The organism is Hominimerdicola intestinalis, assembly GCF_054655215.1.
This window is the reverse complement of the sequence record NZ_BAAHNZ010000009.1, coordinates 51,980-77,467: the sequence shown is the minus strand read 5'-3', so window position 1 is coordinate 77,467 and position 25,488 is coordinate 51,980. Positions and strand designations below refer to the sequence as shown.

Here is a 25,488-nt window from a genome sequence, read left to right as displayed (position 1 = left end):
AGGAATGATATATAATGAAGCTGCTGATAGTTGTTGATTATCAGAATGACTTTGTAGACGGTTCGCTGGGATTTGAGGAAGCTGAAAGGCTTGACAGTATTATAGCTTCTAAAATTGCACAGTACCGCAGAAACGGTGACGCAGTTGCGTTTACTCTCGATACTCATTACGATAATTATAATGAAACTCAGGAGGGCAGAAAGCTCCCTGTGCCTCATTGCATAAAGGGAACAAGAGGACATGAGCTATACGGAAAAACCGCTAAACAAAGGATTATGTGCGATATGTTATTTGAAAAAAACACTTTTCCGTCGCTTGAAATGGCTGAATATCTGAAGCAGAAAGAATATGAAAGCGTAGAGCTTGCAGGTCTGGTTTCAAATATCTGTGTTATTTCAAATGCCGTAATGGTCAAGGCTGCGCTTCCTGAGGCGGAAATTATTGTTGACGCAAGCTGTACAGCCGGTGCTGATAAGGCTCTGCATGAAAAGTGTCTTGACGTTATGGAGGGAATGCAGATAACGGTTTTGGGAAGAAAAAAACAGAGGAAGGTAGATAAATGAATAATCTGAACTATACAATGCTCTGTGATTTTTATGAGCTTACTATGGGAAGCGGATATTTTGTAAGCGGAATGAAAGATAAAATAACTTATTTTGATCTGTTTTTCAGGCAGATACCGGATAACGGGGGCTTTGCCATTGCCTGCGGTCTGGAGCAGGTCATAGAGTATATTGAAGATCTTCATTTTTCTGATGAAGATATAGAGTATTTAAAAAGCAAAAATATTTTTGACGGACGCTTTCTTGAATATCTCAGGGATTTCAAATTTACCGGAGATATTTATGCTGTTCCGGAGGGAACTGCAGTTTTTCCCAACGAACCGATAATTACAGTAAAAGCTCCCGCTATAGAAGCTCAGCTTATAGAAACCTATCTTTTGCTTACAGTAAATCATCAGTCGCTTATTGCTACCAAGGCTAACAGAATAGTTCGGGCTGCGGACGGAAGAGCGGTTTCTGAATTCGGCTCAAGACGAGCGCACGGGGCTGACGCTGCTATACTCGGAGCAAGAGCGGCGGGAATAGGAGGCTGTTCCGCTACCGCCTGTACGATAACAGACCAGCTTTTTGGTTTTACTGCAACAGGAACTATGGCTCATTCGTGGATTCAAATGTTTGACGACGAATATACGGCGTTTAAAACCTACTGTGAATGCTACCCGAATTCTGTAACGCTGTTAGTAGATACCTATAATGTTCTCAAAAGCGGTATTCCCAATGCGGTCAAGGCATTTGACAATGTGTTGAAGCCGAATGGATTCAGACCTAAAGCAATACGGATCGATTCCGGGGATATCACATATTTGTCTAAGAAAGCTCGTGAGATGCTAGATAGTGCGGGATACGCTGATTGTAAGATCGTAGCATCAAATTCTTTAGATGAATATCTTATTCGGGATATGATATTTCAAGGAGCTAAGGTCGATCTGTTTGGAGTCGGCGAGCGTCTTATAACCTCAAAATCGCACCCTGTTTTCGGAGGCGTTTATAAGCTTGCGGCAGTTGAGGAAAACGGTAAGATCATTCCGAAAATAAAAGTTTCAGAGAATGTTGCAAAGATAACTACGCCTCATTTTAAAAAGCTGTACCGCCTGTATGACAGAAAGAGCGGAAAAGCTATAGCAGATCAGCTTTGCGTTTACGACGAAGTAATTGACGACAGCAAAGAGCTTACTGTATTTGACCCGACATATACATGGAAAAAGAAAAAAATTACTGATTTTTATGCTTTGGAGCTGCAGAAAACGATTTTCAAAGACGGTAAGCTTGTTTATAAAAAGCCGTCCTATGATGAAATATGCGAATATTGCAGAGATCAGGTAGCTACGCTTTGGGATGAAATAAAGCGTTTTGAAAATCCTCACACTTATTATGTGGATCTCTCTCAAAAGCTATGGAATGTGAAAAACCGGCTGCTTGCGGAAATAGAGGGTACAAACTGAAATATTAGATCGTCGTTTTGTCAGCTGTTTGTTTGAATTCGTGGAAAAGAAAATATATAACAAAAAATTAATGCTCACTACTATCGGCTGTAATGAGCATTAATTTTCTATAGAATTATGAAAGGGAAAATTTCTTCAACATTTGACAATTGGTAAAACTTAAAGTGCAGAACCTTTATAATATGCGACTTGGGGAATCGCTTGAGGGAAGTGAACTACGGACTGAACTTTAAGTTTTATCAGTTGTCAAAACCGTAAGCTATAAGCGGCGGAGCATATTTTATTCATGCGTTCCCTGTTGACATTTATATAATAACAGTCCTGTGTGAACCGAATATGAATTTCAGGGTGTTTTTTTGGATATGCGGCAGGTAAAATTGTTAACTTTTTATTACTTCATTTTAGGGTCACGTTAATATCAACTTCATAAATAGCTGGTATAATTAAGTTGTTGGGGAATATAGCTTTTTCAGTATTTATTATTGGCAGAAATTATTGTTCTTATACGTTAAAAGGGAGTGAATGTATGTTTCAGGTACTGGTAGTAGAGGACGATTCAAGTCTGCGCAGGCTGATTTCCGCCGCCTTGAAGCAGAACGGCTACATACCGTTTACCGCTGAGGACGGTGAAAAGGCGCTTGACGTGCTTGAAAAAACAAATATTGATCTGATAATATCTGATATTATGATGCCGAATATGGACGGATACGAGCTTACCCGTCAGCTCAGACAGGCGAAATATGATATTCCTATATTAATGGTAACCGCAAAGGAAAGCTTTGAGGACAAGCAGAAGGGCTTTATGGCGGGAACTGACGATTATATGGTAAAGCCTATAGATATAAACGAGATGATTTTAAGAGTAGGAGCATTACTAAGACGGGCAAGAATGGCGTCGGAGCATTCTCTGATCATAGGAAACTGTACTCTTGATTATGACGCTGTTTCTGTGTCATTTAACGGAGAACCCGGCGAAACGATACCTCAGAAAGAGTTTATGCTTCTTTTTAAGCTTCTGTCCTATCCAAATAAAATTTTTACGCGCCGTCAATTGCTTGACGAGCTTTGGGGAATGGAGAAAGAGGTTGATGAAAGAACGGTAGATGTTCATATCAAGCGTCTCAGAGAGCGTTACAGCGGAAACGGAGACTTTGAAATTGTAACGGTAAGAGGCTTGGGATATAAAGCGGTAAAGCTTTCAAACTAAAAGATCGGAGGGAAGAGGGTTGAAAACAAGTTTACAGTTTAAGATGGCGCTTATGTTTTTTGTCGTTATGCTTGTTTCCGCTTCTATTTCGATCTCTGCCCTGCTGCTGATATTCAGTCCTATTATGGAGGATAATTCGGAGCAGCAGCTTCGTTCTGTAACCTCTTCAATGGACGAGCTGGAAACTTTGGGGAAGTATACCACCGACGAAATAATAAATCTTTGTACCAACAGCTCCTTTTCCGTTAAAAAAATTGACCCTGGGGACAAGTCGCTGAAAGGAATAAAGGACGAGCTTAATGATAAGGGAACGGTTATTCAAGCTTCCGGCGTGCTTCCTAATGTTACTGCGGTTACTGTAGTTAACGGAGAGTATGTTGAGATTGACAGCTTTGCAAAAGAAAACGTGTATTGGGTAGTCAACTTTGTGGTTATTATAGCTTTTATAGTATGCATAATTCTCGGAACTGTAATTACTGCTTTTATCAGCCGCACTATACTTCAGCCTATCAGGGATCTCAATAAGGCCACAACAGAGGTAGCAAGAGGAAATTTCTCAGTTCGGGTACGCGAGCCGCTTGACGCTGAATACGGAACGCTTACCAGAAACTTTAACCGAATGGCGGAGGAGCTTTCGGGTATCGAAACTTTGAGAGGGGATTTTATAAGCAATGTATCGCATGAATTCAAAACTCCCCTGGCTTCTATACAGGGTTTTGCCAAGCTGCTTCAGGACGATTCGCTTTCAGACAGCGACAGGTGTGAATATACTCAGATAATAATTGACGAAACAACCAGGCTATCGAAGCTAGCTTCAAATATTCTGAATCTTTCAAAGCTTGAAAATCAAACGACAATAGCGAATAAGACTAGATTTTCGCTTGACGAACAGATTAGAAAGATAATTCTTATGCTGGAGCCTGAATGGTCCAAGAAGAATATAAATCTTGATATTGCTCTTGATGATATTTACTATTTCGGCAATGAAGAACTGATGGGTCAGATATGGCAGAATATTATTAACAATGCGATAAAGTTTACGCCTGATAACGGTGTAATAAAGGTTCAGCTTTACAGGACGGAAAGCAATATAACTGTCAGAATATCCGATAACGGAATAGGAATATCTCATGAGGCAAAAGAAAAAATATTTGAGAAGTTTTATCAGGGAGATCATTCAAGAAAAACCGAGGGCAACGGTCTGGGTCTGGCTTTGGTTAAGCGCATAATTGATCTGTGCGGAGGAAGGATATATGTTGAAAACCTTTACGAGGGCGGCGTATGCTTTGTTGTAGAACTGCCGTTTATTATTCAGGATATGAAGTGAATTTCAGTGTCTGCTGTATATATCAGAAGAGTTTCAGTAATATAAAACAGCCTCCGAACGATTCAATAGTAAAATTACTATTAGATCATAAGAAGGCTGTTTTTAAATACCTGATAAATAAACGATCTATGCAGAATAGCTTTTGTTTTTTGAAAAGCTTCTGCATTTTTCCTTAACAACATTGGAAATGTGAGTACCTATCTCAAGTGCTGCGGCGTATTTGTCTATCATTACAATTACATAACTTTCGGCATATCGGGGAAACTTGATCGTAAGCGGCCACATATGCTTAACTATCATATCGGCTTCACGTTTTGTAATATCAAAATTCTGCTTTGCGTTGTCAAGCGCAATATGAGGATGACGCATTCCGTGAGGTTTTTCACCGCGCTGACGTTCTCTTTCTCTCCAATCGTAAAGGAAGAGGTCGTGAAGCAAACCGGCTCTCGCGGCTTGTTTTGAATCCAGTCCGAGCTTGCGGCATACAAGATAATTATAATATGATACGTTCAGACAGTGCTGATAACAAGTTGTGCTGTAATGATGACGGAAATTTTTCATCTGTTTTACAACATCGCTGTCAAGCAGATCTTTTACAAATTCAAAATACTCCTGAGCTTCCTTTGAGGTTTCAATACGGTATTTTGAACCGATCGCTTTTGACATTGGCATTACCTCTTTTCAATATCTGAAAGGTTGAGTTATAAGTTTTTGTGAATGATGTCAGTAATGTTTAAAATTAATTGTGCATTCTGACAAATATATTATATCTCGGTTTACCTAAAAAGTCAAGGTCAATTAATGACAATATATTTACAAATCAATGTCAGCCGCAAGCTTCGGAATTTCAAAATATAAATTTCCGTAAAATTCCGGGATAAAACCGCAGTCGGCTGAAGACCTTTCCTGATAGTACCCGTTAAAATCGTGTTTAAGAAGTTCACTTACGACCGAATTGTATTCAAACGTTGTAGTTTTTCTGTTTATCTCTTTAAACTCGGACGCTTTGAAAACAGGCGTATACTGACTCATAAGGCTTACAAGTATCTCGTTGCTGCGAAATGTTTTTCCTAGCCATTCGATCAGCTTGATTGAATCATGTCTGCAGCTGGGAAGAATAAGATGGCGAACGACAACTCCTTTTTTAAGCATTCCGTTTTTATCAAATACAGGATCTCCTGTTATCTGATGCATTTTTATTATCGCTTCAGAACAGCGGCTGAAGTAATCTTTAGCTTTAGAATATTTAGATGCTATATCGCTGCTGTAATACTTTAGGTCAGGCAGAAAAATATCTATATATCCTTTCATAAGCTCAAGGGTTTCTGTCTTTTCATATCCTCCGCTGTTATATACTATAGGCAGGTTCAGTCTGCTGCCGCATAAATCCAGCGCAGAAAGTATCTGAGGTACAAAGTGCGTAGGATTAACAAGATTAATATTTTCGGCTCCCTTTTCCTGAAGCATTATAAATATTGAAGCAAGCTGTTTGACGGAAATTTCAAAGCCTTTATTTTCAGCAGATATTTCATAATTCTGACAAAAGCAGCATTTTAGCGGACAGCCTGAAAAGAATACTGTTCCTGAACCGTTATTACCGCTTATGCAAGGCTCTTCCCAAAAATGAAGCTCCGCTCTGGCGATCCTTACAGCTGAACCTTCGCCGCAGTAACCGTTTTTTTCATAGCGGTTAACTCCGCAGCTGCGGGGACACAGCATACATCGTTCAAGAAGATTATTCTGCATTATTATTCTCGTCTTTCGTCATAAATTGGTAGTTATACATCTCAAGTTCAGCATTTTCTACTGAATTGCTTTCGTTTTCCACAGGAATATTAATATTAATAGTAAAAGCGTCCGACGGAACGATAAACTGACAATTCTCATAATATCCGTCATAGCCGTTATAGTTAATAATAGTACCTTCTGAAATTATATTTCCGCCGATGTCATCAGCTGTGATCTTAACGTTATCGATCAGGATTTTGTCAGTATTGTTGATTGATAAATCAAATTCCACAAAACGCCATTCTTTATTACTGTAACTTTCGTCATGTAATATTACGTTATCAGCGTTTTCTCCAAGGCTGATCAAATTGAACTTTTCGGCATTGCTGAGAGTAAGCGTAAACGATCCGTCGGAGCTTTCATAGTTTGCAGAGTGCAGATCGGGAAAATCCGCAATACTCATATCCGGCAAACTTATATCAGGCTCTACAAAAGAATAATCAATATTAAAATCATGATCGTAACGGTAATCATATTTATCATTATTCACATTTTTAAATTTAGCAGTGACTATTACCAGAAGCGGTATTAGAAAACCGCATATAAGGGAGATCAGACAGCCTTGATTTCTTTTTTTAGAATTAAATTTAACGGATTGGAAGTTTATTGCTTCGTTAGGTTTGTATCCAAAGGGCTGCTGCGAATTAAAGCCGGAATTAAAACTGCGATCGCTGTAATTGCCTGGCGCAGAGTTTGAAGAAAAGCTGCCGGTATTCTTAAGCGCCTCAAGTTTTTGCTGCCTTGAAGACATATCTGAAGAAGATCCGTATAAACTTTTGCTATAAGTGCTGGAGGGGATAGGATTATCTGCTTCATCTCCGCGCTGATCATCAATAAATGATCTCTCTTTATTGTCAAATTCCTCAAATATATCATTCCCTGAATTGTCTGTATTGGAATTATCAGAATTATAGCCGCAGCTGTGAGTGTGTAAATCGTCTGTATACCTGTTGCAGGAAATATCGTCCTCTCTTGAAGTAAAACATTCAGGGCAGATAATCTCATCACTGCTTTTGAATTTATACCCGCATACCTTGCATTTTTTATTCAATTAATTCACCTCATAATTTTTTATTGATTTGATTGACGTAAATCGTCTTTAACAAGCATAGGATAGCGGTACCCTTTCCGTAAAAATCACTCGTTTACGTCTATAACATAAAGAGAGATTTCTGCTTGTTGGGAATATCCCAAACCCACACCAAACGTGGATTTCTCTATTACAATAGATTATCTAATTCATTTATTAATTTTACTTTCATTTCTTCTAATTCCATAATAGACGGACGATTATCATCACCATACATTTTCTCAATAGGATACCACCAGACAGGCCCTTTCCCATTGTTTCCATAATTGTCAATATCGCCGCTTATTCTCGGAAACAGATGCCAGTGGAGGTGTGTATCTCCATTTCCTAATAACTCATAATTCATTTTTTCAGCACTAAATGCTTTTAAAACCGCTTCGGCGACAACAGACATTTCCTCTAAAAATTTTATTTTAGTTGAATAATCTAACTGAAATAATTCTGTCTTATGTTCTTTACAAAGGAATAAGGAATATCCTTTAAAATGTTGATTATCTCCAATAACAACATATCCCGTTTCTAATTCCTTTACGAAATATGGATTAGTTCCTTCTTTAATCATATTTATTCTATTGCAAACAAAACACATACATATTCCTCCGTAAAATTGAAAATTTGTCGTTTTATATCTTTTCTTTGCAAGCACGGGCGTCAAAAAGCGTCAAGTGGTATTTAAATCCATTCATCGGTAAGCTGAGAGGCCGAAAAAAGATAGTATTTATGCGGATTTCGGCGTGATGTAGTCATCCTGCTCTACAAGGATATTTCACTGTTTTTTTTATTTTACTATTTCCCAGCCCTTTTGAACCGGCGTAAGCACTTCAGAAAAGCTGTAGTCTGACATCTGCTGAATGCATTTTTCCGCGTCAGTACGTTTATTGAATATTCCGAAAACCGCTGAACCGCTTCCGGTCATCATCGCATTCAGAGCGCCGAGCTCTAACATTTTGTTCTTTGCTTTTTTTATCTCATCAAAATTCGCAGCGATCTCCAGAGCATTGTAAATATTTTCGGAAATACCGTATAGATCCGACGATTTTAAAGCCGCTTCAAAATCAGGGTACTTTTTATGGTTTATCTGCGGAGAAGAATCATAAATTCTATAAGCCTCCGGGGTTGAAATACTGATCTGAGGTTTGACTACCGCAAAATACATTTTCGGAACATTAGGAATGATCGTAAGCTGCTCTCCTATCCCTTCACAAAGCACTGTTCCTCCCGTCAGCGTAAAAGGAACGTCTGCTCCTAGCTTGACGCCGATCCTGCAAAGCTCGGATAGGCTTAGTCCTGCATCTGATAATTCATTTAGTGCGATAAGTGCAGCTGCACAGTCTGCGCTGCCGCCTGCCATTCCTGCCATAGAAGGTATGTTTTTCTTCGTTTCGGCGGTTATTTTGCAAGGCTGTTTTATACCTATGTATTTGTAAAAAGCTTCAGCAGCCTTCCATATCAAATTGCGTTTATCTAAAGGAAAGTCATCGGCGCCGCATCTAAGCTCGATACCTTCTCCGTCTGATAAAATGAAGGTCAGCGTATCAAAAACCGATACCGACTGCATTACTGTCTGAAGCAGATGATAGCCGTCGCTTCTTTTTCCGGTTATATCAAGGAATAGATTAAGTTTTCCGTATGCTTTTATAGTAAGCGTTTTATTTATCATTGGAGCTTTCCTTCAGTTCTTCAAGAAATTCGCCGATACGTTTTATTGCTTCTCTGAGGTGATTGATCGAATAAGCGTACGAAACTCTGATATGACCCTCTCCGCATTCGCCGAAAGCAGTTCCGGGTACTACTGCTACCTTTTTTGAAAATACTAATTTATTGCAGAATTCATCGCTGGTTAGTCCTGTTGATTTTATGCTTGGAAATACATAAAAAGCACCCATAGGCGTAAAACACTCCAATCCAAGCTTATTGAATGCGTCAACGACATATCTTCTTCGCATATCGTATTCCCTGCGCATTTTTACGACGTCATCACCGCATTCCTTCAAAGCAGTAATTGCAGCATACTGGCTTACAGTAGGGGAACACATTATCGCATATTGGTGAATCTTCAGAATGTGCTTCATTATATCCCTCGGTCCGGCCATAAAGCCCAGACGCCAGCCGGTCATAGCAAAGCTTTTTGAAAAGCCGTTTATTACTATAGTACGCTCCTTCATTCCGTCCAGTTCCGCAATTGAGCAGTGATTTCCTGAGTATGTAAGCTCGGAATAGATTTCATCTGAGGCAACGAGTATGTTTGTATTGCGCAGAACCTCTGCAATACCCTCAAGCTCCTCCCTATGCATTACCGCTCCGGTCGGATTATTGGGAAAGGGCATTATCAATAGCTTAGTCTTATCCGTAATTTTTGCTTTCAGCTCGTCAGGAGTAAGCTTAAAGCCGTCCTCAGCTTTTGTTTCAATAGTTACGGGTTTACCTCCCATAAGTGAAATAATAGGAGAATAGCATACAAAGCAGGGTTCTACGACAAGGACCTCGTCACCGGGATTTACAACTGTCCGTATAACTAAGTCTATAGCCTCAGAGCCTCCTACCGTAATAAGTATTTCATTTTCCGGATCGTATTTTCTGTGAATAGTCCTCTCAAAATAACCCGAAACTTCTTTTCTCAGATCTAAAAGACCTGCATTTGCAGTATAGACCGTCCTGCCTTTTTCCAGAGTTTCAATAGCCGTTTGCCTGATCTTCCAGGGAGTTTTGAAGTCCGGCTCACCGACCCCCAAAGATATTACTCCCTCTACAGTCTGAGCTATATCAAAAAATTTTCTTATGCCTGAGGGTTTCATTTTTACCGCTTCTTTTGAAAGCAGCATATCATAATCCATCATGGAGAGATCATTCCTCTTTCGTCGGTTTCATCATTGTTTATAATAATTCCGTTTTCTTTGTAATTCTTCAGTACAAAATGAGTTGTCGTTGACTGAACGGCGTCGATAGCCGCAAGTCTTTGAGATACGAACTGTGAAATGTCACGGATGTTGTTTCCTGTAACAGAAACAAGTATATCATATCCACCTGACATAAGTCTTACGGATTCGACCTGCTCATGTGACGAGATCTCTCCGGCAATTTCGTCAAAGCCGCTCTGTGACTGAGGAGTGACCTTCAGTTCAATAAGTGCGAAAACCGCATTGCTGTCGATCGAGGCTTCGTCAATAATAGCAGAATAGCCTTTAATTATGCCGTCACATTCAAGCTTGGCTATATCTGCGGCTACCTGCTCCTCTGTTTTATCGAGCATTACCGCAAGCTCGGCATTGGAAAGTCGGGCGTTGGTTTTAAGCAGCTTGATCAATGAATCCATAAAATAACCTCCTTGTAATTTATATATTTTTATTATACTATTTTTAATAATGAAAGTCAATTTATATTTGATTACAAACGCAAAGACTGATTTTGATTTATATTTTACTCGTCTTGCACCTGGGAAAGGAGATAAAAATTATATTATTCCCGCAGAAACTTTAAATGATATCCGTAAATTAAAAATCGGCGCTGTTACTGTACGTTTGGGTTTATTATTTGAATCTTTTATTGACATAAAGCTTAATATGAATTATACTTAAAACAAAATAATTCATATTTGAGGTGTTTATTATAAGTGTGAATAATCGAAGCCGTATTGAATGGATTGATACCTTAAGGGGTATAATGATGTTTTTTGTAGTATGGGGACATTCGTTGTCTGATCAGTATATCGGAAAATATATATTCAGCTTTCATATGCCGGCATTTTTTATTATTTCAGGAATGACCTTTGCGTTTAATAAAGAAACTAACTTTTTCAGGTATGCATTTAAGAAGATAAAGGGTCTTATAATACCATATTTCTGTCTTAACGCTCTCGTTGCTCCGCTCTGGTATGTAAACCGTCAGCTTTCCGAAGTTTCGTATCAGTCATTTACCGACCTGTTTAAAGGAGTTTTGGTATCAAATGTTGAAAGCGGATTTAAAATGGCTTCTAATACAACATGGTTTATCACCTGCCTGTTTTTAACCGATATTTTGTTTTTTGTTATAAGCAGAGCTTCTGATAAGGATTCGGCTTTAATCGGCATATCTGCATTTGTATACGGTCTGGCATTTACAGCAGGAATTATAACAGACAAGCAATGGGGCGTGTGGCATTGGCAGGTCGCTTTCAGTGCTTTTGTATTTTATCTCGGCGGATATTTACTTATGAAAAATATAGAAGCAGTAAAAGCCTGCTTTAAAAAGACGTGGATAATTTTCGCCGTTTCTGCGGCACTTCTGCTTCTGGGTGCATGGGCTTCGTCGGAAAACAGCAGGATCTCAATGGTAAACAACCGATACGGAAAGCCGGTCATATTTTTCTTTTCGGCGTTCTGCACATCACTTTCATTCGCTCTTGCAGTAATGAAGCTGTCGGATCATAAACTTTTTTCAAAGGCTGCATGTATCTTCAATTATGTAGGAAGAAATACATTGGTATATATTGCATTTCACGTTCCGATAATAAGATTTATCCAGCATTTTATTCCCGCTCTTAAAAGCAAAAATGATGTTTACAGGTTTATTATGGCAGCGGCGGTATTTATAATTATTCTCCCTTTAGCATGGCTTACGGAAAAATATTTTCCTGTTTGTGTAGGCAAAAAGAAAAAAATATTAGAAAAGGACTTGACAAAATAATAATAAGGGTTTATACTATAAAACATGATTGTTAAACTAAAATTAAGAAAGGGGTGGGTAAAATGACAAAAAGTAATATATTTAATGATATCAATAATTTGTTTATGTCAGATGTTGTTTTACCTGCGTTTTTTGTTCGTTGCTGATATTTTAGTTTTTACGGATAATTGTATATGCAGTAATCATGACCTCTGATGTGCCGAATCAGGGGTCTTTTTGCGTATTTTCAGCACAAGACTATTAGAAAAGAGAAAAGTTGAGAGGCTTGAAATTACAATTTCAGGGAGCGGACTGCGTATTGATCTATAAGCGCAGAACGTATATTTCAGAAAGGAATGGTTATATATATGAAGTTTTTTGACGTATTGCCTGCGCTTGCCGAAACTGAGCTTTTAAAGCGCGGAGTTATGACGGACGAACTTCTTTACTGTGTTAAATCGGATCTTGACGGAGACGGCTGTTATATTGATGTGTACATAACCTTTACAAAGGAAACGCTGTCGATACTGAGCGGATATGAAAAATACGGAAAGATGAAAAGAGGTTCAAAGCGCAAAAATCTGATCGAATTTACTGTTTCCGGGTACAGCGAATATGATTTGGCTGATATCGAGGAAATGTATGTTGACAGGCATGCCAATTCTGCCAGGCTAATGATAAAAAACAGAAGCGGCGAGGAATTTCCGGCTGCGAGATTTTCACTTGGCTATGCTGATAAATTTGAAAAGTTTTCACAGAGAGTAAATTCAACGGTAAAGGGAGAGCCTATAGACGATACTCTGCTGGAGGGTATAAAAACTCATTGTCCAATATGCGGAGAGCCTTTTCCCGATCCAAACCGACCTGTATGCCCCAGGTGCGTTGACCGCCGTTCGGTTTTCAAACGTCTGCTGTCAATGTTCAGGGATTTTAAAACAGCGGTATTTCTGATTTTGCTGACTATTGTGCTTAGTAATGTTTTCGCCGTACTGTCGCCTATTTTCGGAGCACAGATGCTTTATGACGACGTTCTTGCAGAGGGCGGGAAGTATTACGGTAAAATTCTAATGATAGTTCTTATAATAGCGGCAATAAATCTTTCCGGAATGATAATGCGTATAGTTTCAGGAATTATTACTTCAAGGATAGTACCGATAGTTACGCATAAGCTGAGAGTGAAAATATTTTCGTCTATGCAGAGCCTTTCTCTGGACTTTTTCACCAGCAAGCAGACAGGTTCGCTTATGTCAAGAGTAGACCGCGACAGTCAGAATATCTATTGGTTTTTTACGGATATAGTGCCATACGGTATAACAAATGTAGTAAAAATAATTGGTATAGCGGTAATAATGCTTATTATTTCTCCTGTGCTTTCTCTGGGAATTATAGCTACTATTACAGTTATTGAAATAGTTCAGAATAGATTTTACCGCAATCAGCGCAAGCTTTACCGTAAATTTGATGTTGCTATGCGTTCTGCAAACTCCGTACTTTCAGATGTAATGAATGGACAGAGAGTAGTAAAATCCTTTGCCCGCGAAGATACGGAAATTGAACGCTATCGTGTGAAAAATACCGACGCTTTCGTAATAAATTCTAGGATCAATTCAAGAATAGCTAATACAGTTCCGGTTATCTGGACGTTTTACAGAATAGTAAACAAACTTGTTTTTTGTCTTGGTGCAGTATTGGTAATTAAAGGACATATACTTTTCGGAGCTTTATCAGCGCTGATTTCATATACTGAAATGGCAATGGAGCCTATTAACTTTTTTACATGGATAGGCGACCGATGGGCAAAATGTATGGACGCCGCTTCCAGAATGTTTGAAATTACCGACGCAGTAGCAACTGTTAAGGAGGACAGCGAGCCGATCCACATCAAGGATATGAAAGGCGATATTGAGCTGAGAAACGTATCTTTTGAATATGAAGCGGGTCACCCGATAATAAAAAACGTGTCATTTAAGGTTCAGTCAGGTCATATGTTCGGAATAGTCGGAAAAACCGGAGCGGGAAAATCAACGATAATAAATCTTATGGCACGGCTTTATGACGTTACCGGAGGAGAAATTCTTATTGACGGAGTTCCTATAAGAAAAATAGCCTTTGAGGATCTGAGACGGAATATAGGGATAGTATCACAGGAAACCTTTTTGTTTATAGGCTCGATCGCCGACAACATACGCTATGCCGATCCCAAAGCTACAATGGAAGAAGTTATAGAAGCTGCAAAATCAGCAAACGCTCACGAGTTTATAACAAAGCTTCCTGAGGGATACAATACTAAGGTTGGAGAGGGAGGAATCTCTCTTTCAGGCGGTGAAAAGCAGAGAATATCTATTGCAAGAGCGATAATACAGAAGCCTAATATTCTTATTCTTGACGAAGCTACAGCTTCAATGGATACCCGTACCGAGAGAAAAATTCAGGCGGCTATTGATTCGCTGAAGCAGGGAAGAACTATTATTTCTATCGCTCACAGGCTTTCTACTCTGCGCGACGCGGATATGCTCTGCGTAATAGAAAACGGCGAACTGAAGGAAATGGGAACACACGACCAGCTTATAAGAACTAAGGGAAAATATTATGAGCTTTATAAGCTTCAGTCGGAGGCGCTTCAGTTTATTCAGGAATAAAACTATAATAAAAGATATAAAACATAGATATACAGCAAGGGGGAATAAATTATGCTGGAATTACAGGGAAAATATAACTCAGCAAAGATTTTTACGGAAATCATTGACGAGGGAGCGGTTTCGCAGATCATTACTCTGCTCAATCAGCCTATGTCACAGGAACAGACGGTAAGGATTATGCCTGACGTTCATGCGGGAGCTGGCTGTACGATCGGAACTACTATGACTGTTACTGATAAAATAGTGCCTAATCTTGTTGGCGTAGACATTGGCTGCGGAATGGAAACAGTCAGACTTAAGGAAAAGCATATTGAAGTAATGCAGCTTGATAAGCTTATTTACAAAGCGATACCGTCAGGTTTTTCTATCAGGGAAAAGCCTCATAGATACAGCGAGAAAATAGATTTAGCAAAGCTTTTCTGCTACGATAAGATCAATCCTGTTAGAGCGGAAAGGAGTATCGGTACCTTAGGCGGCGGAAATCATTTTATTGAAGCTGACAAAGGCTCGGACGGAGCGGTTTATATCGTTATTCATTCCGGCTCGCGTCATTTAGGCGTCGAGGTAGCAAAATATTATCAGGAGGAGGCTTACCGAAGGCTGAATAAATCGTCGCAGTCGGATGTAAACGAGCTTATTGCGAAAATGAAATCCGAAGGCAGGCAGAAGCAGCTTGAAGCTGAGATCAAAAAGCTGAAAAGCACAAAGCGTACTTCTGTCCCGAAAGAGCTGGCTTACGCAGAGGGAGAGCTCTTTGAGCAGTATATTCATGATATGAAAATAGTTCAGGAGTTTGCGGCGATAAACCGTCAGGCTATGATGGACGAGATCATCAAGGGAATGGGTCTTCATGTAATAGAACAGTTCACTACTGTTCACAATTACATTGATACAGATAGTATGATACTGCGTAAGGGAGCTGTTTCCGCTAAAAAAGATGAAAGGCTGCTTATTCCTATAAACATGAGGGACGGAAGTCTTATCTGCAAGGGAAAGGGAAATCCAGACTGGAACTTTTCTGCGCCTCACGGGGCTGGCAGACTGCTTTCGCGTTCGCAGGCTAAACATTCTCTTACAGTATCGGAATTTAAAAAGCAGATGAGCGGTATCTACACAACTTCTGTTAATGCGGGAACGCTTGACGAAAGTCCTATGGCTTATAAAACGATGGAGGATATTGTTGATAATATCGGTGACACTGCTGAAATTCTCGATATAATCAAACCGATTTATAATTTTAAGGCAGGGGAAGAATAAATACTTTGCAGAAAGGTTTTGTATGATATACTATAATGACAGCAGGATTACTATAAGATTACTTAAATCTGAAGATGCTGAACTGTTTGCAGCGGAAGAAAACTCTCAGGGCTGGGACACCAATAAAGAAAAGTTTTTAATGCGTTTAAAAGATATGCAGGATAAAAAGTGTATCGCGCTGGCTGCTGATTACCTTGGAAGTCCGGCGGGATATATAAATATTTATCCCGACTGCAAATGGGGAGCTTTGGGAGGAAAAGGGTATACAGAGATAATTGATTTCGCCGTATTGGAAAAATTCCGTAAGAAGGGAATAGGTTCAAAGCTAATGGATATTGCCGAACAGCTATCCGCAGAATATTCCGATACAGTATATCTTGGCGTCGGACTTCACAGCGGATACGGAAGCGCACAGCGATTATATGTTAAGCGCGGATATATTCCGGACGGTTCGGGAGTTTGGTACGGAGATAAAGTCTGCCCTCAGTACGCTGAGTGCAAAAATAATGATGATCTGAATCTATACTTGCTGAAAAAACTGAGATAGGAGCGTGAATGTATGACACAAACAAATACAGAAGAAGTTTACGAGGTCGATAAGCTTACATTGCTTGACTGTTCAAAAATCAAGCTTTCTAAGGAGAAAAGCGGCTACCTTACTCTTGACTATAACGGTAAGGTTTATTATAAGGTCAACCCCACAAGACTTATACCGTTTTTTTCAAAAACAACATATATAAGCCTGTCTTATGAAAATTCCGAAAAGGAGTTCCGAGAGATCGGAGTCATCAGGGATATGGCTCAGCTGCCGGAAGAACAGTACAAAATCTTGGACACATATCTTGAATATAAATACTATATGCCTGAAATTACAAAGGTTTACAGTATAAAGGATAATATGCACGGAGCAATATTTGTAAAGGCGGATACGACTTCGGGAGAGAAAACTATATGCATACGGGACTGGTATCAGAATTTCCGTATGATAGGCTATGATTATCTTTATGTCAACGACGCCGACGGAAATAAGTATTTCTGTCCCGATATTCATAAGCTTGATAAGAAAAGTCAGCTGGTGCTTGAAATGTTTACATAATTATCAGTCGGAATATAAACTGATGGAGGAGAAAATGAAAGAATATAATATTGGTTTTTCTGACAGCGAGCGATTGTTCAGACTTCGTGCAGCAGCGATAATTATTGAAAACGGATGCGTGCTTTTTGCAGGCAATGACAGAGATGATTACTTTTACTCAGTAGGCGGCGCAATTCATCACGGTGAAACCTCTGAACAGGCGGTAGTGCGTGAGGTTTATGAAGAAACTGGCGTGAATTATGAGATAGACCGTCTTGCGTTTATCCATGAAAACTTTTTTAAAGGCGAAGAAAACGATGCTATTTTCTCAAAAAGCTGTCATGAGATAACTTTTTATTATCTTATGAAGCAAAGAGAAATAACGGAGTTTAACTGCAATAGCGTTTGTGAGGGCGGCGTTAAGGAAAAAATGTTTTGGCTGCCTATTGACAGACTTTCGGAATACAAGGCTTTTCCGACTTTTTTTGCAGAAAAGCTGCCTGTAACCGACAATGGAATATGCCATATAGTAACACATGAATAATTTTCGGCAAAGGAGCTGATAAAAAATGAATTTATGCACATCAAAGCCTGAAAATGCAGACGACGGTATAATATATTCGCTGCCCTTTAATTTTAACAGCAGCGGAGAAGAGGTCAACGGTCATTTCTGTGTTACAAGGACTAAAATAATAATATATATAGATGAAAAAATAGTTAATGAGTACAAAATTTCGGACTTTTCTGAATTTGAATGCCGGCAGCAAATAGGAACCTCAATGGCTTGGGGAACTACTGCTGAGGGTGAAACTGTTTGCTTCTGTGCTTTTACACAGGATAGGTTTTTAAGGTTTGCTGAGCTTCTTAAGCTGCTGGATTACTATGCAAGAACAGGTGAATTCATAAATGAAACAGATGAAGAAGAACCGGTATGCCCTAAATGCGGATTGCCGTTAGATGGCGCAAAGGAATGTATTTTCTGTATAAGCAAGGGCAGGACTATGCTCAAGCTGATAAAGAGGATAGCGCCGTATAAAAAATATTTTGCTATTGCCGTTATCTGTACAATACTTTCAGAAGCTCTTTGGGTTATAATGCCTTATCTTGACAGAATAATTATTGATAAATACGTTACCCCGAAAGCGGCGGAATGGTCGGGACTTGCCGCTGTTGTTGTCACAATAATTCTTATGCTTCTGTTTGCAGGGATATTTGAATTTTTCAATATGAAGAACAGCTTTAAGGTAGCGCTTAATCTGGGCAGGGATCTTAGACAGGACGTTTTTGAGAAATCTCAGAGGCTTTCCATGAGCTCGATTTCAAAGCGTACTGCCGGAGCGCTTATAAACCGTGTATCAAGCGACGCCGCAAAGCTGGAGGATTTTATTACAGCAAACGGAAAGGACGCTATTGTAAAAATCCTCTCTTTGATAATAATCGGCGTACTTCTTTTTGTTATGGACTGGCGGCTTGCGCTTATGACTGTAATTCCGGTTCCAATAGTTTTTATAATTATAAGCAAGCTCTTTGATACGATGGCTATACGCTATACTAAGGTATGGAAGAAAGGCGTTTCTCACGGAGAAACACTGCACGATATTCTTAACGGAATAAGAGTAGTAAAATCTTACGGAAACGAGGTAAGGGAAATTCAGCGTTATTCCGAATGCTCAGAGCAGTGGGCAAAAAGCGCTGTAAGAGCGGAAATTATGTGGTATCTTACTATGCCTGTTTCCGAATTCATACTAACTTTAGGTAATTTCTTTGTTCTGTATTTCGGCGGTAATATGATCCTCGGAAACGAGATGAGCTTAGGAGCATTGATACAGTTTACTACATATGTGGCTATGCTTTATGAGCCGCTCCGCTGGCTGATACAGATCCCGAGGAATCTTGCTGACACTTCGGTTTCAGCCGGTAAAGTATTTGAAATTCTCGACGAGGAAACTGACGTCCGTGATGCAGAAGATCCGGTTGAGCTTGATATTAAGGGAGAAATTGAATTCGATGACGTTTATTTCGGCTACAAGGTATATAATCCTGTGCTTAAAGGCATAACCTGTAAGATAAATCAGGGAGAAATGATCGGTATCGTAGGTCATTCGGGGGTAGGCAAATCCACAATGATAAATCTTATACTCCGTCTTTATGACTGCACTCAGGGAGAGATACGTATAGACGGAGTTAACATAAAGGAAATTGCTCAGCAGAGTCTTCGTTCTCAGGTAGGAGTAGTTTTGCAGGAAACCTTTCTTTTTGACGGCAACGTTCTTGAAAATATCGCTTATGCAAAGCCTGACGCAACATTTGAGGAGGTTATTAAGGCGGCGAAAATTGCAAACGCCCACGATTTGATAACTAAGCTTCCCGATGGATATAACACCAGAGTAGGCAACAAGGGCTATCAGCTATCGGGCGGAGAACGACAGAGAATTGCAATAGCAAGAGCAATACTTCATGATCCCAAGATAATAATTCTCGACGAAGCTACAGCCTCGCTTGATACCCAGACCGAAAAGCAGATACAGGAGGCGCTTGGAAAGCTTACAAAGGGCAGAACTACTATCGCCATTGCTCACAGGCTTTCGACACTCAGCAGCGCCGACCGTCTTATCGTGCTGGACAAGGGCAGGCTTGCCGAATTCGGTACTCATAACGAGCTTATGAGAGCAAAAGGAGTATATTATAAGCTGGTAATGGCTCAGAGACAGACTACAAAAATGAAAAAAGCGGCTTTGCCTCAGACGGCATCGGAAGCATAAGCGGGTCACTGTTTAGGAGGTATATACAATGAAATTGCAGTCAGAAAATATCTATCTTTCAACTCTTGAGCGTGAACATTGCCGAAAGCTCTGGGCTGAATTTGAATACGATTTTGAAAATCCTGCGGAGGAGTTAAACATAGGTCACTCGGCTGAAAAGGCTGACAGCTGGTTTGATGAAATTCAAAGCCTGCAGGGCGGAGTAAACGTCAGGCTTGGAATATTTCTCAACAGCGGAGAGGTTATCGGAGATGTGGCTTTACAGAATATCGACCGTACTAACCGAAAATGCGATATCGGAATGGGTATCAACAAGCTTGAACACCGCTGCAAAGGATATGGAAAAGAAGCGGTGAAGCTAATGCTCGATTATGCATTTGATCAGCTCGGTATGGAACGTGTTGAAGCGAATACGCTCAGTCTGAATATTGCGGCTCAGAAGTCTTTGGAAAAACTAGGTTTCATGCTTGAAGGAGTTCAGCGAAAGGCGGTATACATTTTCGGAAAAAAGGCAGACAGAATGATGTATGCAATTTTGAAAGAAGAATACAATGTTTAAATGCAAACGCATAATGGTAATCGGCTGTTCGGCTTCGGGGAAATCTACATTTGCAAGACGGCTCGGAAAAATCATCGGTCTGCCTGTTACCCATCTCGATAACCTTTTCTGGAAATCGGGTTGGATCGAGGAGGACAGGGAGGTTTTTCGCCGAAAGCAGCAGGAGGTCATTGATACAGACCGCTGGATAATAGACGGGCATTATAAAAGCACAATGGATATCCGCCTAGAACGCGCAGATCTTGTTTTTTGGTACAGACTCAGCCGTTATAAGTGCATATCCGGTTATATTCGGCGTATGTTAAAAGGCATGATAAAAAAAGGCGGTCGGCCCGATATTACGGAGGGCTGTAATGAAAAGCTTGATTTTGAATTTATGAAATACATATGGAATTTCAATAAGACTCAGGTCAAGCCTACAGAAGAGCTGTTAAAGCATTATCACGGCATTAAAGTTATAATTTTCAATTCAAGAAAACAAGCGGACAAATTTCTTGCAAGGCTTTCGCATATCAGAAAATAATACTAAAGAGGGCGATGTTATGCTTGAGGAAATGTCAGATTTTTTTGCCGAGAGAGCGGATACATACGACTGTCATATGCTTGAAGAGGTCGGCGGCTGTCGGGAATGTTATTGTCTGAAAAAATGCGGAGTTTATATTGAATGCGGCTATATGATACCTGATGAAACTGAAAACGCGCAGCAGATCGAAGAATATTTTTCAGCCGAATATAAAAGGCTGTATGCCGGAAAGCCGGAGGGAAAGTATTTTCATTACGATATTCCCTGCACGGTTTTAAATTAGCTTGAAATATTTGCACAGTCAGGCTTTTGCGAGTCAAAGAAGAAATATTCAGCGGAAAATACTGTGATAATCAAAAACGTGAAATAAAAAACGGACCTGACCGTAATGAAATGCAGTAAAGCAGAAAATACGGTCGGTCCGTTTTATTTTATCTCTGTCTGAAGCCAGCCCCACAGCATTAGCCAAAGCAGTGAACTTATAGTGGAAACTATATAGAATTTAATATGTCTGGTTTTATGCCTGAAGACATACATACCTATCCAGCTGCCGATAAAGCCTCCGCCTATTGCAAGACCAAGCAAAACCTTTTCAGGAATACGCCATTCATGCTTTATTGCCCTGCGTTTATCTGTTCCGTACAGAACAAATGTTATAAGTCCCATGATTCCGAAAAATATCGGGAGAACATATCCGCCGAGGATTTCTTTCATATGGATAAACTCCTTATATTAAAATAATAAGGGCGGAGAAAATTCCGCCCCTTTAATTTAAATAGATAGTTAAATTTATTTTTATTTAAAGTATCTAACGCCGTTTTCAAATATCTGCTGATCCTTTTCCCCTGGAACATTAATGCAAACGCCGCTGCCTTTACGTTCTGAGTGGCCCATTTTTCCGAGAACTCTTCCGTCAGGAGAGGTGATTCCTTCAATCGCGTCAATTGAAGTATTAGGATTACAGTGAATATCAAGGGTAGGATTGCCGTCAAAATCGACATACTGTGTTGCGATCTGCCCGTTTTCAGCCATTCTTGCAATTTCCTGTTCTGTAGCAACAAAGCGACCTTCGCCGTGTGAAATAGCAATGCTGTGAATATCTCCCGCATTGCATGAGGCAAGCCACGGTGATTTGTTTGAAGCTATTCTGGTATTGACCATTTTTGACTGATGACGGTGAATTGTATTGAACGTAAGCGTAGGAGAATCGCTTCTCATATCTACGATCTCGCCGTAAGGCACAAGACCAAGCTTAACAAGTGCCTGGAAGCCGTTGCAGATACCAAGCATAAGTCCGTCGCGGTTTTTCAGCAGGTCGTGAATTGCGTCGGTAAGACGTGGATTTCTCAGGAATGAAACAATAAACTTTCCTGAACCGTCAGGCTCGTCGCCGCCTGAGAATCCGCCCGGCAGCATTAATATCTGAGATTCTTTTATCTTTTCTTCCATAGCTGCGACTGATTCTGAAATAGCTTCAGCGCTGAGATTTCTTACAACAAATATATCAGCCTCCGCTCCTGCCTTTTCAAAAGCCCGTGCGCTGTCGTATTCGCAGTTCGTTCCCGGGAATACAGGTATAAGCACCTTAGGCTTTGCAACCTTTATTGCAGGAGCAGGACGGTTTTCAGCGTTATAGGTGTAGGTTTTAGGTGTATAATCAGGCTCTTTTATTTTAGCGGGAAATACCGGCTCAAGCTTTTCGGACCAGAGCTTTTCAAGCCTGTTCATATCTACTGTATACCTGCTTGTTTTTACAGAGTATTCTTCCGTCGTAAATCCAAGAAGTTTATAAGAATTGTCTGAAAGTTCTGCGTTCTCGGTATTTATACCCTCTGAAAGCTCGATCACAAATGAACCGTAGCAGGCTCTGAACAGCTCCTCGGCGCTGCAGTCTTCGGCAAATCTGAAGCCTATCTTGTTTCCCATTGCCATTTTAGCAACGGCTTCTGAAATTCCTCCGTAGGAAACCGACCAGCAGGCAGCCGCTTTGCCCTCTGAAATTAACTTTTCGACGGTTTTGAAAACCTTTTTCAGCGAATCGAAGTCAACTATATTGTTTTCATCGTATTCAGGCTTTATATATATTACGGTTGAATTTGTATTCTTGAATTCCTGTGAGATTATATTTTCGGTCTTAGCGGTCGAAACAGCGAAAGAAACGAGCGTAGGAGGAACATCTATTTCCTCGAATGTTCCGGACATTGAATCTTTTCCTCCGATAGAGCCGCAGCCCATTTCAAGCTGAGCCTTATATGCTCCCAGAAGGGCAGCGAAAGGCTTGCCCCAGCGCTTAGGGTTATTCTGTGTTCTTTCAAAGTATTCCTGGAAAGTCAGCCAGCATTTTTCATAGGTTCCTCCCGAAGCAACTATCTTTGAAATAGATTCAACTACTGCTGAAATTGCTCCGTGATACGGACTGATAGATGAAAGAAACGGATTGAACCCCCAAGCCATAAGAGAAGCTGTTGTAGTCTCGCCGCTGAGTACCGGGATTTTAGCCGCCATTGCCTGCGTTGGAGTATTCTGATACTTTCCGCCGTAAGGCATAAGCACAGTTCCTGCGCCTATAGTCGAGTCGAAGCGCTCAACAAGTCCTTTCTGTGAACATATATTGAGATTTGAGATCATAGCTTCCCATCTGTCGGCAGTATCCTCCGAGCTGCTGTCAGGTGCGAAAACAGGGGCGTCGATTTTAATTGTCGTATGCTTTTCCGCGCCGTTTGAATTAAGGAATTCACGCGAAAGATCTACTATTCGGTTACCGTTCCAGTTCATTCTAAGTCTCGGTTCTTCCGTAACTCTTGCGACCAGTGTAGCTTCAAGGTTTTCCTTTGAAGCCTCGTTCATGAATTTTTCAATATCTTCCTTTGCTATAACTACCGCCATTCTTTCCTGCGATTCGGAAATAGCAAGCTCAGTTCCGTCAAGACCGTCGTATTTTTTAGGAACAGCGTCAAGCTCGATCACAAGACCGTCTGTAAGCTCTCCGATAGCAACTGAAACTCCGCCTGCACCGAAGTCGTTGCAGCGCTTTATCATAGCAGTAACCTCAGGATTCCTGAACAGTCTCTGAAGCTTTCTTTCCTCGGGTGCATTACCCTTCTGTACCTCAGCTCCGCAGGATTCGAGCGAATGGAGCGTGTGTGATTTTGAAGAGCCTGTTGCTCCGCCGCAGCCGTCACGTCCTGTTTTTCCTCCGAGAAGTATAACTACATCTCCTGCTACAGGCCTTTCACGGCGTACATTTGAAGCGGGAGCAGCGCCTATAACTGCGCCTATCTCCATTCTCTTTGCAACATAGCCCGGGTGATAGATTTCAGTAACGTGACCTGTTGCAAGTCCAATCTGATTTCCGTAAGAGGAATATCCGTTTGCAGCGCCTACGACAATTTTTCTCTGCGGAAGCTTTCCCGTGATCGTGTCTTCAACGGGAACAAGGGGATTTCCCGCTCCTGTAACTCTCATTGCCTGATAAACGTAGGAGCGTCCGGAAAGCGGATCTCTGATAGCGCCTCCAAGGCAGGTAGCGGCGCCTCCGAAAGGCTCGATTTCGGTAGGGTGATTGTGAGTTTCATTTTTGAACATCAGCAGCCAGTCTTCATCAATGCCGTCAACATCAACTTTGATCTTGACGGAACAGGCGTTTATCTCTTCGCTTTCGTCCAGATCGTCGAGGAGTCCTTCTTTTTTAAGCTTTTTAGCGCCGATAACTGCAAGATCCATCAGAGTTATAGGCTTGTCCGTTCTGCCTGCATACAGGTCTTTTCTTGCATTGAGATAGTCTGTAAACGTATCGGAAATATACTGTGCGTTGTCGTCGATGTCAACCTCGTCAACAATAGTGGAAAACGTAGTATGGCGGCAGTGATCTGACCAGTAGGTATCTATCATTCTGATCTCGGTGATCGTAGGATTGCGCTTTTCGGTATCGCGGAAATATGCCTGACAGAATTTTATGTCGTCAAGATCCATTGCAAGACCCAGTTCACCGAGCATTGCTTTAAGGTCGTCTTCAGTTGAATAAATGAAGCCCTCGACGGTATCTACCTTGGTCGGGATATCGTATTTCACGTCAAGGGTATCAAAGGTATCCAGCTTAGCTTCGCGGGATTCAACAGGGTTTATCATGTAGCCTTTTATTTTGTCTAGCTCATCGGGAGCGAGATTGCCCACGGCAATGTAGATCGTGGCTGATTTTACCGCCGGACGCTTTCCGCCGGTAAGCAGGGAAATACACTGAGCGCAGGAATCTGCTCTCTGGTCAAACTGACCAGGCAGATATTCTACCGCAAAAATATATTCGTTATCGGAAAGCTCCGGAAGACAGTCGTATGTTACATCGACCGCAGGTTCTGAAAAAACTACCGGAACAGCAAGCCTGAAATCCTCCGCAGACATACCCTCAGCGTCATAGCGGTTGATAACACGCAGGTCTTTTAAATTTTCAAGGCCCAGTGCAGATTTGATGTCTGCTATGATCGATTTAGCCTCAACAGCAAATTCAGGCTTCTTTTCAACATAAATTCTATAAACGGACATAAATACATCTCCTTACATCAGATATTTTAATTATACTACATTATTTCTCATTTTGTCAACTGATTAGGAATTATAT

The 25,488-nt window shown here is 40.6% G+C and carries 23 protein-coding genes; 14 read left to right on the top strand and 9 right to left on the bottom strand.

Annotated elements, in window-relative coordinates:
- Positions 1-11: 11 nt before the first annotated feature.
- The 4 genes from ACYQ0H_RS08970 to ACYQ0H_RS08955 all read left to right on the top strand — a co-directional run bounded on the left by ACYQ0H_RS08970 (position 12) and on the right by ACYQ0H_RS08955 (position 4,539).
- Positions 12-563: a cysteine hydrolase family protein gene (locus ACYQ0H_RS08970; protein WP_459812553.1), complete on the top strand. Its 552-nt coding sequence runs from the start codon at positions 12-14 to the stop codon at positions 561-563.
- Complete coding sequence (locus tag ACYQ0H_RS08965; protein WP_459812509.1) at positions 560-2,005, top strand: nicotinate phosphoribosyltransferase; 1,446 nt, start codon at positions 560-562, stop codon at positions 2,003-2,005. The genes ACYQ0H_RS08970 and ACYQ0H_RS08965 overlap by 4 nt, the downstream gene beginning before the upstream one ends.
- A gap of 526 nt (positions 2,006-2,531) precedes the next feature.
- Positions 2,532-3,212, top strand: coding sequence for a response regulator transcription factor (locus ACYQ0H_RS08960; protein ID WP_459812508.1), 681 nt, complete (start codon positions 2,532-2,534; stop codon positions 3,210-3,212).
- Positions 3,213-3,231: 19 nt separating this feature from the next.
- On the top strand, positions 3,232-4,539 hold the full coding sequence (locus tag ACYQ0H_RS08955; protein WP_459812507.1) for an ATP-binding protein: 1,308 nt from the start codon (positions 3,232-3,234) through the stop codon (positions 4,537-4,539).
- 126 nt (positions 4,540-4,665) lie between these two features.
- Here ACYQ0H_RS08955 and ACYQ0H_RS08950 read toward each other — a convergent pair whose 3' ends face one another.
- The 7 genes from ACYQ0H_RS08950 to ACYQ0H_RS08920 all read right to left on the bottom strand — a co-directional run bounded on the left by ACYQ0H_RS08950 (position 4,666) and on the right by ACYQ0H_RS08920 (position 10,730).
- Positions 4,666-5,205: an HDIG domain-containing metalloprotein gene (locus ACYQ0H_RS08950; RefSeq protein WP_459812506.1), complete on the bottom strand. Its 540-nt coding sequence runs from the start codon at positions 5,203-5,205 to the stop codon at positions 4,666-4,668.
- A gap of 147 nt (positions 5,206-5,352) precedes the next feature.
- On the bottom strand, positions 5,353-6,285 hold the full coding sequence (locus ACYQ0H_RS08945; RefSeq protein WP_459812505.1) for a radical SAM protein: 933 nt from the start codon (positions 6,283-6,285) through the stop codon (positions 5,353-5,355).
- On the bottom strand, positions 6,275-7,378 hold the full coding sequence (locus tag ACYQ0H_RS08940; RefSeq protein WP_459812504.1) for a hypothetical protein: 1,104 nt from the start codon (positions 7,376-7,378) through the stop codon (positions 6,275-6,277). Before ACYQ0H_RS08940 ends, ACYQ0H_RS08945 begins: the two co-directional genes overlap by 11 nt.
- Positions 7,379-7,547: 169 nt before the next feature.
- Positions 7,548-8,006, bottom strand: a complete 459-nt coding sequence (locus ACYQ0H_RS08935; RefSeq protein WP_459812503.1) for an HIT family protein — start codon at positions 8,004-8,006, stop codon at positions 7,548-7,550.
- Between the two features lie 189 nt (positions 8,007-8,195).
- Positions 8,196-9,077 (bottom strand): 4-(cytidine 5'-diphospho)-2-C-methyl-D-erythritol kinase, encoded by an 882-nt coding sequence (gene ispE / locus ACYQ0H_RS08930; protein WP_459812502.1) that lies wholly within the window; start codon positions 9,075-9,077, stop codon positions 8,196-8,198.
- Positions 9,067-10,251, bottom strand: a complete 1,185-nt coding sequence (locus ACYQ0H_RS08925; RefSeq protein WP_459812552.1) for an aminotransferase class I/II-fold pyridoxal phosphate-dependent enzyme — start codon at positions 10,249-10,251, stop codon at positions 9,067-9,069. The genes ispE and ACYQ0H_RS08925 overlap by 11 nt, the downstream gene beginning before the upstream one ends.
- Positions 10,251-10,730, bottom strand: coding sequence for an Lrp/AsnC family transcriptional regulator (locus tag ACYQ0H_RS08920; RefSeq protein WP_459812501.1), 480 nt, complete (start codon positions 10,728-10,730; stop codon positions 10,251-10,253). Before ACYQ0H_RS08920 ends, ACYQ0H_RS08925 begins: the two co-directional genes overlap by 1 nt.
- A 284-nt stretch (positions 10,731-11,014) precedes the next feature.
- Here ACYQ0H_RS08920 and ACYQ0H_RS08915 point away from each other — a divergent pair, with 284 nt between their 5' ends.
- The 10 genes from ACYQ0H_RS08915 to ACYQ0H_RS08870 all read left to right on the top strand — a co-directional run bounded on the left by ACYQ0H_RS08915 (position 11,015) and on the right by ACYQ0H_RS08870 (position 21,156).
- A complete protein-coding gene (locus ACYQ0H_RS08915) occupies positions 11,015-12,079 on the top strand; it encodes an acyltransferase family protein (RefSeq protein WP_459812500.1) in 1,065 nt (354 codons plus the stop codon).
- Positions 12,080-12,426: 347 nt separating this feature from the next.
- Positions 12,427-14,697, top strand: a complete 2,271-nt coding sequence (locus ACYQ0H_RS08910) for an ABC transporter ATP-binding protein (RefSeq protein ID WP_459812499.1) — start codon at positions 12,427-12,429, stop codon at positions 14,695-14,697.
- Between the two features lie 51 nt (positions 14,698-14,748).
- Positions 14,749-15,954: an RtcB family protein gene (locus ACYQ0H_RS08905; protein ID WP_459812498.1), complete on the top strand. Its 1,206-nt coding sequence runs from the start codon at positions 14,749-14,751 to the stop codon at positions 15,952-15,954.
- Positions 15,955-15,976: 22 nt separating this feature from the next.
- Positions 15,977-16,501 (top strand): GNAT family N-acetyltransferase, encoded by a 525-nt coding sequence (locus ACYQ0H_RS08900; RefSeq protein WP_459812497.1) that lies wholly within the window; start codon positions 15,977-15,979, stop codon positions 16,499-16,501.
- A gap of 12 nt (positions 16,502-16,513) precedes the next feature.
- A complete protein-coding gene (locus ACYQ0H_RS08895) occupies positions 16,514-17,050 on the top strand; it encodes a DUF1854 domain-containing protein (RefSeq protein ID WP_459812496.1) in 537 nt (178 codons plus the stop codon).
- A 34-nt stretch (positions 17,051-17,084) separates the two neighbouring features.
- The gene (locus ACYQ0H_RS08890; RefSeq protein ID WP_459812495.1) at positions 17,085-17,573 is read left to right on the top strand and encodes an NUDIX hydrolase; all 489 of its coding nucleotides are present in this window, start codon (positions 17,085-17,087) and stop codon (positions 17,571-17,573) included.
- 25 nt (positions 17,574-17,598) lie between these two features.
- Entirely contained in the window at positions 17,599-19,791 is a 2,193-nt protein-coding gene (locus ACYQ0H_RS08885) for an ABC transporter ATP-binding protein (RefSeq protein ID WP_459812494.1), read from the top strand.
- 28 nt (positions 19,792-19,819) lie between these two features.
- Positions 19,820-20,350, top strand: a complete 531-nt coding sequence (locus ACYQ0H_RS08880) for a GNAT family N-acetyltransferase (protein WP_459812493.1) — start codon at positions 19,820-19,822, stop codon at positions 20,348-20,350.
- Entirely contained in the window at positions 20,343-20,873 is a 531-nt protein-coding gene (locus ACYQ0H_RS08875) for a P-loop NTPase family protein (protein ID WP_459812491.1), read from the top strand. The genes ACYQ0H_RS08880 and ACYQ0H_RS08875 overlap by 8 nt, the downstream gene beginning before the upstream one ends.
- A 19-nt stretch (positions 20,874-20,892) precedes the next feature.
- Positions 20,893-21,156 (top strand): hypothetical protein, encoded by a 264-nt coding sequence (locus tag ACYQ0H_RS08870; RefSeq protein WP_459812490.1) that lies wholly within the window; start codon positions 20,893-20,895, stop codon positions 21,154-21,156.
- A gap of 143 nt (positions 21,157-21,299) precedes the next feature.
- Here the strand turns inward: ACYQ0H_RS08870 and ACYQ0H_RS08865 are convergent, their stop codons facing one another.
- Positions 21,300-21,587 carry a DUF1294 domain-containing protein gene (locus tag ACYQ0H_RS08865; RefSeq protein ID WP_459812489.1) on the bottom strand — a complete coding sequence of 96 codons (288 nt, stop codon included), beginning with the start codon at positions 21,585-21,587 and terminating at the stop codon, positions 21,300-21,302.
- A gap of 81 nt (positions 21,588-21,668) precedes the next feature.
- A complete protein-coding gene (locus ACYQ0H_RS08860) occupies positions 21,669-25,412 on the bottom strand; it encodes a phosphoribosylformylglycinamidine synthase (RefSeq protein WP_459812488.1) in 3,744 nt (1,247 codons plus the stop codon).
- Positions 25,413-25,488: the final 76 nt, after the last annotated feature.

What these genes read in the sequence shown, in the direction of transcription:
- ACYQ0H_RS08965 (WP_459812509.1), top strand. Translation starts at nt 560, where the DNA reads ATGAATAATCTGAACTATACAATGCTCTGTGATTTTTATGAGCTTACT.
- ACYQ0H_RS08960 (WP_459812508.1), top strand. Translation starts at nt 2,532, where the DNA reads ATGTTTCAGGTACTGGTAGTAGAGGACGATTCAAGTCTGCGCAGGCTG.
- ACYQ0H_RS08950 (WP_459812506.1), bottom strand. Translation starts at nt 5,205, where the DNA reads ATGTCAAAAGCGATCGGTTCAAAATACCGTATTGAAACCTCAAAGGAA.
- ACYQ0H_RS08945 (WP_459812505.1), bottom strand. Translation starts at nt 6,285, where the DNA reads ATGCAGAATAATCTTCTTGAACGATGTATGCTGTGTCCCCGCAGCTGC.
- ACYQ0H_RS08935 (WP_459812503.1), bottom strand. Translation starts at nt 8,006, where the DNA reads ATGTGTTTTGTTTGCAATAGAATAAATATGATTAAAGAAGGAACTAAT.
- ispE (WP_459812502.1), bottom strand. Translation starts at nt 9,077, where the DNA reads ATGATAAATAAAACGCTTACTATAAAAGCATACGGAAAACTTAATCTA.
- ACYQ0H_RS08925 (WP_459812552.1), bottom strand. Translation starts at nt 10,251, where the DNA reads ATGGATTATGATATGCTGCTTTCAAAAGAAGCGGTAAAAATGAAACCC.
- ACYQ0H_RS08920 (WP_459812501.1), bottom strand. Translation starts at nt 10,730, where the DNA reads ATGGATTCATTGATCAAGCTGCTTAAAACCAACGCCCGACTTTCCAAT.
- ACYQ0H_RS08910 (WP_459812499.1), top strand. Translation starts at nt 12,427, where the DNA reads ATGAAGTTTTTTGACGTATTGCCTGCGCTTGCCGAAACTGAGCTTTTA.
- ACYQ0H_RS08905 (WP_459812498.1), top strand. Translation starts at nt 14,749, where the DNA reads ATGCTGGAATTACAGGGAAAATATAACTCAGCAAAGATTTTTACGGAA.
- ACYQ0H_RS08900 (WP_459812497.1), top strand. Translation starts at nt 15,977, where the DNA reads ATGATATACTATAATGACAGCAGGATTACTATAAGATTACTTAAATCT.
- ACYQ0H_RS08895 (WP_459812496.1), top strand. Translation starts at nt 16,514, where the DNA reads ATGACACAAACAAATACAGAAGAAGTTTACGAGGTCGATAAGCTTACA.
- ACYQ0H_RS08890 (WP_459812495.1), top strand. Translation starts at nt 17,085, where the DNA reads ATGAAAGAATATAATATTGGTTTTTCTGACAGCGAGCGATTGTTCAGA.
- ACYQ0H_RS08885 (WP_459812494.1), top strand. Translation starts at nt 17,599, where the DNA reads ATGAATTTATGCACATCAAAGCCTGAAAATGCAGACGACGGTATAATA.
- ACYQ0H_RS08880 (WP_459812493.1), top strand. Translation starts at nt 19,820, where the DNA reads ATGAAATTGCAGTCAGAAAATATCTATCTTTCAACTCTTGAGCGTGAA.
- ACYQ0H_RS08875 (WP_459812491.1), top strand. Translation starts at nt 20,343, where the DNA reads ATGTTTAAATGCAAACGCATAATGGTAATCGGCTGTTCGGCTTCGGGG.
- ACYQ0H_RS08870 (WP_459812490.1), top strand. Translation starts at nt 20,893, where the DNA reads ATGCTTGAGGAAATGTCAGATTTTTTTGCCGAGAGAGCGGATACATAC.
- ACYQ0H_RS08865 (WP_459812489.1), bottom strand. Translation starts at nt 21,587, where the DNA reads ATGAAAGAAATCCTCGGCGGATATGTTCTCCCGATATTTTTCGGAATC.
- ACYQ0H_RS08860 (WP_459812488.1), bottom strand. Translation starts at nt 25,412, where the DNA reads ATGTCCGTTTATAGAATTTATGTTGAAAAGAAGCCTGAATTTGCTGTT.